This window comes from Streptomyces doebereineriae, from assembly GCF_031845645.1.
GTDB classification, from domain to species: Bacteria; Actinomycetota; Actinomycetes; order Streptomycetales; family Streptomycetaceae; genus Streptomyces; species Streptomyces canus.
Genome location: NZ_JAVREZ010000590.1, coordinates 1 through 386, shown reverse-complemented (window position 1 = coordinate 386; position 386 = coordinate 1). Strand labels below are relative to the sequence as shown.

The 386-nt window shown below is 69.4% G+C and carries 1 protein-coding gene; it reads right to left on the bottom strand.

Translation table 11 applies throughout. From position 1 onward, the window contains the following. On the bottom strand, positions 1 to 386 hold a 386-nt coding region (locus tag RNB18_RS53400), incomplete at both ends, for an ABC transporter permease subunit (RefSeq protein ID WP_311721231.1).

Below are 386 nucleotides of genomic sequence, written 5' to 3'. Positions count from 1 at the left end.
CCTGGACGTAGTCGTTCTGTTTGGCGGTGATGACGGAGCCGCGCGCGATGCGTGCGATCTGCGGCCAGCCCAGCAGCACGATGAAGCCGATCACGGGCCAGACGGTGGAGCTGGTGACGACGGACAGGAAGACGAGTCCGCCGAGGACCACCGGGATGCCGAAGAAGACGTCCGTGATGCGGGAGAGCACGGCGTCCCATCCCCTGCCGAAGAAGCCGGCGAGACCGCCCAACACGCCGCCCAGCAGCAGCGAGACCCCGAGGGTCGAGAGGACACCGACGGTCACCGAGGTCCGGGCGCCGTAGACGGTGCGGGTGTAGACGTCGCAGCCCTGGCCGTCGAAGCCGAAGGGGTGGCCGGGCTGGGAGCCCTCCTGGGCCTTGGAC